This window comes from Actinomadura sp. WAC 06369 (assembly GCF_003947565.1).
Lineage (GTDB): Bacteria > Actinomycetota > Actinomycetes > Streptosporangiales > Streptosporangiaceae > Spirillospora > Spirillospora rifamycini.
Map to the genome: position 1 here is coordinate 1 of NZ_QHJN01000249.1, position 8,216 is coordinate 8,216.

The window sequence follows — 8,216 nt, forward strand, 5'->3', positions numbered from 1 at the left end:
GCCCCGAAGCGGGCTACGGCGATCCCGGCTACGGCGACTCCGGTCATTCCGATCAGGGCTACGCCAACCCCGGTTACGCCGCTCAGGGCTATGCCGATCAGGGGTACGCGGATCAGGGGTACGCGGGGCCCGGCTACGGCAACCCCGGCTACGGCGATCCCGGCTACGGCAACCCCGGCTACGCGGACTCCGGTTACGCGGGTCCGGGGTACGCCGACCACGGTTACGACGCGGGATACGGGGACTCCGGCGGCTACCAGGAGGGCCCGTACTCGGAGGAGTCGTACCCGGAGGAGCCGCCCCCTGCCGCGCGGCGCCGCGGCGGACGTCCCGGCAACGCACGCACCGGGGGAGGGGCGGGCAAGGCCGGCAAGGGCAAAGGCGCCGCGAAGAACGGCAGGAACGCCAAGGCCGGCAAGGGTGCGAAGGGGGCCGAGAGCGCCAAGGGGCCGAAGGGCCGCAAGGGCGGGCCGGTTCCGCGGCCCGGGGTGCCCGGGGTGTCCGACGGGCCCGGTCCGGACGGGCGTGCGCCGCGCGCCGGTCGTCCGGTGGCGCAGCGGCTCGCGGCGCTCGGGCCGAAGGCGTACTTCGCCGCGGCCGGCGCGCTGGCCGCCGTCGTGCTGCTCGGGTTCGGCGCGCTGGCCGTCGCGAGCGGGGCCGACGGCGACGACGCCCGCGGTGCGGCGCTGCCGCCGGTGGGCAACGCGGCCGAGACGGGCCTGTCGCCGACGTCGTACTCGAGTTCGCCGTCGTCGGACGCGTACGGGGGGATCGCCGCCCGCAAGGCGGACGCGAAGCCGCTGACGCTCGGCGAGGCGTTCCCGAAGAGCGCGCGGTCGCTGACCGTCCCCGGGAGCGAGGTCGAGCTGAAGCTGGCGGAGCAGAAGCTGGACGGCGACTGCGCCGCCGCCGTGTGGGGCGCGAGCGTGGCCGCCGATCTGCGCCGGGGCGGCTGCAGCCAGGCCGTCCGCGGCCTGTACGCCGACGCGGACGGCGGTTACGGCATGGCGGTCGCGGTGTTCAACCTGGCGTCGGCGGCGGACGCCGACCGGTTCGTCGCGACGCTCGGCGAGGTGCGCGGCGGCGGGTTCGTCCGGCCGCTGCCGGCCGAGGAGCCCGCGGCGGAGTTCGGCGCGGGATTCGGCATGGCGCGCGGGCTCGCGCAGGGCCACTTCGCGGTCGTGTCGTGGGCGGCGCGGCTGGACGGCAAGGGCGACGCGTCGGACGAGGTGCTGCTGTCGATGCTGATCGAGGGCGGTAAGGCCCCGGCCGTCCTGGCCCGCGCGGCCGGCGCGTCCGGCTGACCCGGCGCGGTGCGGCGGTCCGCGCCGCGGCCCGGCCGTGGAATCGGCGCCGGACGGAACGGAACCGGCCCGCACGGTGGCGCAACGCGCGCTTTCCCGGTTCAAACGTCGTGTTCCGGTGATGATCCTCACCCGGACGCGTGGAACGTCACGCCCGTGAGAAGCCGGTAATCTGGTCTAAACCAGTGAGATGTCGCGTGCCGATCCGCGCTGAGAAGTTTCGCGATCCGCCACAGTCGGGCATGATCCCGGCAGTGATGTAATGTCATCTCACCGCAGCAGGGCCAACGTCGTCCCGGCTAGCACTGACCTCACAAGCAGTGACACGACGACGACGGGAGGGTTGATGGCTGCTGCTGCCCTCACACCGGGCCGCCCCCGCCACCAGGGTCTCTACGACCCGGCCAACGAGCACGACGCCTGCGGTGTCGGAATGGTGGCGGATCTCCACGGCCGCGGAAGCCACGACATCGTTCAGAACGCCCTGACCGTCCTGAAGAACCTCGACCACCGCGGCGCCGTGGGCGCCGAACCGGACGACGGCGACGGGGTCGGCATCATGCTGCAGATCCCGGACGCGTTCTTCCGGGAGGTGTGCGGCTTCGCGCTGCCCGAGGCGGGCGCGTACGCGGCCGGCATCGCGTTCCTGCCGGTCGACGCCGGCGAGCGCGCCGCCGCGGTCGCGCACGTCGAGGCGCTGTGCGTCGAGGAGGGGCTGACCGTCCTCGGCTGGCGCGAGCTGCCGACCGACCCCGCGTTCGCCGGGCCCGCCGCGCGCCGCGCCATGCCGCACTTCGCGCAGCTGTTCCTGCGCGCCGCCGACGGCGGCCCGCACGCCGGCAAGACGGGCGTCGAGCTGGACCGCGTGGTGTTCTGCATGCGCGAGCGCGCCGAGCAGGACGTCCCCGTGTACTTCCCCAGCCTGTCCAGCCGGACGATCGTCTACAAGGGGATGCTGACGACCCCGCAGCTGGAGCCGTTCTTCCCCGACCTGTCGGACCGCCGGTTCACCAGCGCGATCGCGCTCGTCCACTCGCGGTTCTCCACCAACACGTTCCCGGCGTGGGAGCTGGCGCACCCGTTCCGGTTCATCGCGCACAACGGCGAGATCAACACGGTCAAGGGGAACCGGAACTGGATGCGGGCCCGCGAGGCGCTGCTGAAGTCCGACCTGATCCCCGGCGACCTGTCCCGCATCTACCCGGTGATCGACATCGAGGCGTCCGACACCGCCTCGTTCGACGAGTGCCTGGAGCTGCTGCACCTCGGCGGCCGGTCGCTGCCCCACGCCGTCCTGATGATGATCCCCGAGGCGTGGGAGAACCACACCGAGATGGACCCGGACCGCCGGGCCTTCTACGAGTTCCACTCCACCCTCATGGAGGCGTGGGACGGCCCCGCGAGCGTGAGCTTCACCGACGGCACCGTCGTCGGCGCCGTCCTGGACCGCAACGGGCTCCGCCCCGGCCGGTACTGGGTGACCGACGACGGCCTCGTCGTCCTCGCGAGCGAGGCCGGCGTCCTCGACATCCCCGCGAGCAAGGTCGTCCGCAAGGGCCGCCTGCAGCCCGGGAAGATCTTCCTCGTGGACACCGCCGCCGGGCGGATCGTCGAGGACGACGAGGTGAAGGCCGAACTCGCCGCCGAGCACCCCTACGCGCAGTGGCTGCACGAAGGGCTCGTCCGGTTCGAGGAGCTGCCGCGCCGCGAGCGGGAGATCCCGACGCACGACACGCTCGTCAAGCGGCAGCAGACCTTCGGGTACACCCTCGAAGAGCAGCGGATCATCCTCAGCCCGATGGCGAAGACGGGCGCGGAGCCGATCGGCTCGATGGGCACCGACACCCCCATCGCGGTGCTGTCGGAGCGCCCCCGCCTGCTGTTCGACTACTTCAAGCAGCAGTTCGCGCAGGTCACCAACCCGCCGCTGGACGCCATCCGCGAGGAGCTCGTCACCTCGCTGCAGTCCACCCTCGGCCCCGAGGGCAACCTGCTGGAGCCCGGCCCGGACTCGTGCCGCCGGCTCGTGCTGCCCACCCCGATCCTGGACAACGACGAACTCTCCAAGATCATCCACATCGACGACGAAGGGTCCCTGCCGCACCTGCAGGCCCACGTCGTCCACGGCCTCTACGACGTCGCCGGCGGGGGAGAGGCCCTCCAGGCCCGCCTGGAGGAGATCAACGGCGAGGTCAGCCGCGCCATCGGCGCGGGCGCGCGGATCATCGTGCTGTCCGACCGCGGCGCCGACTCCGCCCGCGCCGCGATCCCCTCGCTGCTGCTCACCGGCTCGGTCCACCACCACCTGATCCGGGAGAAGACCCGGACCCGGGTCGGCCTGGTCATCGAGACCGGCGAAGCCCGCGAATGCCACCACATGGCGCTGCTCATCGGGTACGGCGCGTCCGCGATCAACCCCTACCTCGCCATCGAGACCGTCGAGGACCTCGTCCGCGGCGGCGTCATCGCCGGCGACGGGCTCACCGGGAACCAGGCCGTCCGCAACCTCGTCAAGGCGTACGGCAAGGGCGTCCTGAAGGTCATGTCGAAGATGGGCGTGTCCACGGTCGCGTCCTACACCGGCGCGCAGATCTTCGAGGCGATCGGGCTCGGCGCCGAGGTCGTCGACCGCTGCTTCACCGGGACCGTCTCCCGGCTCGGCGGCGTCGGCTTCGACACCCTCGCCCGCGAGGCCGCCGAACGGCACCGCCGCGCCTACCCGGCCGGCGGCAACGACCTCGCCCACCGCACCCTCGAGGTCGGCGGCGAGTACCAGTGGCGCCGCGAAGGCGAACCGCACCTGTTCAACCCCGACACGGTGTTCAAGCTCCAGCACGCCACCCGCACCCGCCGCTACGAGATCTTCAAGGAGTACACCTCCAAGGTCGACTCGCAGGCCGAGGAGCTGATGACGCTGCGCGGCCTGTTCCGGCTCAAGGAAGGCGAGCGCCCGCCGGTCCCGATCGAGGAGGTCGAGCCCGTCTCGGACATCGTCAAGCGGTTCTCCACCGGCGCGATGTCCTACGGCTCCATCTCCGCCGAGGCCCACGAGACCCTCGCGATCGCGATGAACCGCCTCGGCGGCAAGTCCAACACCGGCGAGGGCGGCGAGGACCCGGCGCGGTTCACCCCGGACGAGAACGGCGACCTGCGGCGCAGCGCCATCAAGCAGGTCGCGTCCGGCCGGTTCGGCGTCACCTCCGAGTACCTCACCAACGCCGACGACATCCAGATCAAGATGGCGCAGGGCGCCAAGCCCGGCGAGGGCGGCCAGCTGCCCGGCCACAAGGTGTACCCGTGGATCGCCAAGACCCGGCACTCCACGCCCGGCGTCGGCCTCATCTCGCCGCCGCCGCACCACGACATCTACTCGATCGAGGACCTCGCCCAGCTCATCCACGACCTCAAGAACGCCAACCCGTCCGCGCGGGTGCACGTCAAGCTCGTCGCGGAGATGGGCGTCGGCACCGTCGCGGCCGGCGTGTCGAAGGCCCACGCCGACGTCGTCCTGATCTCCGGGCACGACGGCGGCACCGGCGCGTCCCCCCTGACGTCCCTCAAGCACGCCGGGACGCCCTGGGAGCTCGGCCTCGCCGAGACGCAGCAGACGCTGCTGCTCAACGGGCTGCGCGACCGCATCGTCGTGCAGACCGACGGGCAGATGAAGACCGGCCGCGACGTCGTCGTCGCCGCCCTCCTCGGCGCCGAGGAGTACGGCTTCGCCACCGCGCCGCTGGTCGTGTCCGGCTGCATCATGATGCGGGTCTGCCACCTCGACACCTGCCCCGTCGGCGTCGCCACCCAGAACCCCGTGCTGCGGCAGCGGTTCTCCGGCAAGCCCGAATTCGTCGTCAACTTCTTCGAGTTCATCGCCGAAGAAGTCCGCGAATACCTCGCCGCGCTCGGCTTCCGCTCCCTGGACGAGGCGATCGGGCACGTCGAGATGCTCGACACCCACGACGCCGTCGAGCACTGGAAGGCGTCCGGCCTCGACCTGGACCCGATCCTGCACGCCCCCGAAACCCCCTACGGGGACGCCCTGCGGTGCGTCGGCGAACAGGACCACGGGCTCGAGAAAGCCCTCGACAACACACTGATCCAACTCGCCGAAGGCGCCCTCGCCTACGGCGACAAAGTCACCCTCGACCTGCCGATCCGCAACGTCAACCGCACCGTCGGGACCATGCTCGGCCACGAGCTCACCCGCAAGTGGGGCGGCGCCGGACTGCCCGACGACACCATCGACGTCACCTTCACCGGCTCGGCCGGCAACTCCTTCGGCGCGTTCGTGCCGCGCGGCGTCACCCTCCGCCTCGTCGGCGACGCCAACGACTACGTCGGCAAGGGCCTGTCCGGCGGACGCCTCACCCTGCGCTCACCCGACGACGCCGCGTTCACCGCCGAAGAGCAGATCATCGGCGGCAACGTCATCCTGTACGGCGCGACGTCCGGCGAACTGTTCGCCGCCGGCGTCGTCGGTGAACGGTTCTGCGTCCGCAACTCCGGCGCCACCGCCGTCGTCGAGGGCGTCGGCGACCACGCCTGCGAGTACATGACCGGCGGCCGCGCCGTCATCCTCGGCGGCACCGGCCGCAACCTCGCGGCCGGCATGTCCGGCGGCATCGCCTACGTCCTCGACCTGGTACCCGAACGGGTCAACGGCGAGATGGTCGACCTCGAACCCCTGGACGCCGACGACGTCGCGTTCGTCCGCGGGCTCGTCGAACGGCACCTCGCCGAGACCGGCTCCGCCCTCGCCCGGCGCCTGCTGGACGACTGGGACGCCGTCGCGACCCGCTTCACCAAGATCATGCCGCGCGACTACCGCCGCGTCCTGACCGCCATGGCCGAAGCCGAGGCGCAGGGCCGCGACGTCGACGAGGCCGTCATGGCCGCCGCCCAGAGCTGAGAGGAGGAATCCCCATGGCCGACCCGAAGGGTTTCCTGACCGTCGCGCGGGAGCTCCCGAAGCGCCGCCCGGTCGACGTCCGCATCAAGAGCTGGTCCGAGGTCTACGAGGACTTCGGCACCGACCGGCTCGAGAAGCAGGCCAGCCGCTGCATGGACTGCGGCATCCCGTTCTGCCACCAGGGCTGCCCCCTCGGCAACCTCATCCCCGAGTGGAACGACCTCGTCTACCGCAAGGACTGGCACGAGGCGATCGAGCGGCTCCACGCCACCAACAACTTCCCGGAGTTCACCGGGAGGCTCTGCCCCGCCCCGTGCGAGAGCGCCTGCGTCCTCGGCATCAACCAGGACCCCGTCACCATCAAACGCGTCGAAGTCGAGATCATCGACCGCGCCTTCGCCGAAGGCTGGGTCCGGCCGCAGCCGCCCGCCGTCAAAACCGGCAAGAAGGTCGCGATCGTCGGGTCCGGACCCGCCGGCCTCGCCGCCGCCCAGCAGCTCACCCGCGCCGGGCACGACGTCACCGTCTACGAGCGCGCCGACCGCGTCGGCGGCCTGCTCCGCTACGGCATCCCCGAATTCAAGATGGAGAAGCGGCACGTCGACCGCCGCATCGCCCAGATGCGCGCCGAAGGCACCGAGTTCCGCACCTCCGTCAACATCGGCGTCGACGTCACCGCCGACGAACTGCGCGCCGGCCACGACGCCGTCGTCCTCGCCGGCGGCGCCACCGCCTGGCGCGACCTGCCCGTCCCCGGACGCGAACTCGGCGGCGTCGTCCAGGCCATGGAGTACCTGCCGCCCGCCAACAAGGTGCAGGAGGGCGACCTCCCCGAGTCGCCCATCGACGCCAAGGGCAAGCACGTCGTCGTCATCGGCGGCGGCGACACCGGCGCCGACTGCATCGGCACCGCGATCCGGCAGGGCGCCGCGTCCGTCACCCAGCTCGAGATCATGCCGCGGCCCCCGGCGACCCGCCCGGACGCCCAGCCCTGGCCGACCTACCCGATGCTGTTCAAGATGGAAAGCGCCCACGAGGAACTCGCCGACCGGGACGGCGACCGCCTCTACGCCGTCTCCACCACCGCGTTCCTGGGAGACGACGACGGCAACGTCCGCGCCCTCCGGATCGTCGAGGTGGGCGGCCCCGACACCGGCTTCCAGCCGATCGAGGGCACCGAACGCGAGATCCCCGCACAGCTCGTCACCCTCGCCATGGGCTTCCTCGGCCCGCAGCGCGAGGGCCTCCTCGAGCAGCTCGGCGTCGACCTCGACCAGCGCGGCAACGTCGTCCGCGACAAGGACTACAAGACGTCCGTCGACGGCGTCTACGCCGCCGGCGACATGGGCCGCGGCCAGTCGCTGATCGTCTGGGCGATCGCCGAAGGCCGCGCCGCCGCGCACGGCGTCGACGCGCACCTCACCGGCCGCACGTCGCCGCTGCCCTACCCGATCCCGCCCACCGCCCGTCCCATCGCCTGACCGACCCCGAGAGGCCCCGGAGCACCCGCTCCGGGGCCTCCCCATATCCGAACGGGCCCGCCCGCACGGGCACCACGACGCCCGGCCCGCACCCGACCCCACCGCGCACGGAACGGCCATGGACAGAACCCGCCCAAGGCCGTTTCCTACAAGACCCGCCCCCCGCCCACCTCTACGGTGGGCGCCATGAAGACCCTGACCACCGAAAACATCGAACGCGCATGGGAGTTCATGCTCCTCAACGCCCGCGTCATAGACCGCCACCGCTTCGCCCTTCACTTCCTCGACGGCGCACCCGAACCCGTCCTCGCCGCCCTCCGCCCCTACGAAAACCCCGACGGCGGCTACGGCAACGCCCTCGAACCCGACCTGCGCGGCACCGCCAGCCAACCCGTCCCCGCCCAGCACGCCCTCGAAATCCTCCACGAGGCCGGCGCCGACGACGACCCCGCCGTCACCCGCATCGCCGACCACCTCACCACCATCACCACCCCCGACGGCGGCGTCCCGTTCGTCCTGCCC

At 72.0% G+C, this 8,216-nt stretch carries 3 protein-coding genes and 1 pseudogene; all 4 read left to right on the forward strand.

What is annotated here, in order from left to right:
• On the forward strand, positions 1 to 1,304 hold a 1,304-nt coding region (locus DMH08_RS42170; protein WP_233618036.1), incomplete at its 5' end, for a hypothetical protein.
• Positions 1,305 to 1,650: 346 nt separating this feature from the next.
• Positions 1,651 to 6,213, forward strand: a complete 4,563-nt coding sequence (gltB, locus tag DMH08_RS36985; RefSeq protein ID WP_125620856.1) for a glutamate synthase large subunit — start codon at positions 1,651 to 1,653, stop codon at positions 6,211 to 6,213.
• Between the two features lie 14 nt (positions 6,214 to 6,227).
• Positions 6,228 to 7,694: a glutamate synthase subunit beta gene (locus DMH08_RS36990; RefSeq protein ID WP_026405880.1), complete on the forward strand. Its 1,467-nt coding sequence runs from the start codon at positions 6,228 to 6,230 to the stop codon at positions 7,692 to 7,694.
• 186 nt (positions 7,695 to 7,880) lie between these two features.
• Positions 7,881 to 8,216 (forward strand): annotated as a pseudogene (locus DMH08_RS36995) (hypothetical protein); the annotation flags it as partial.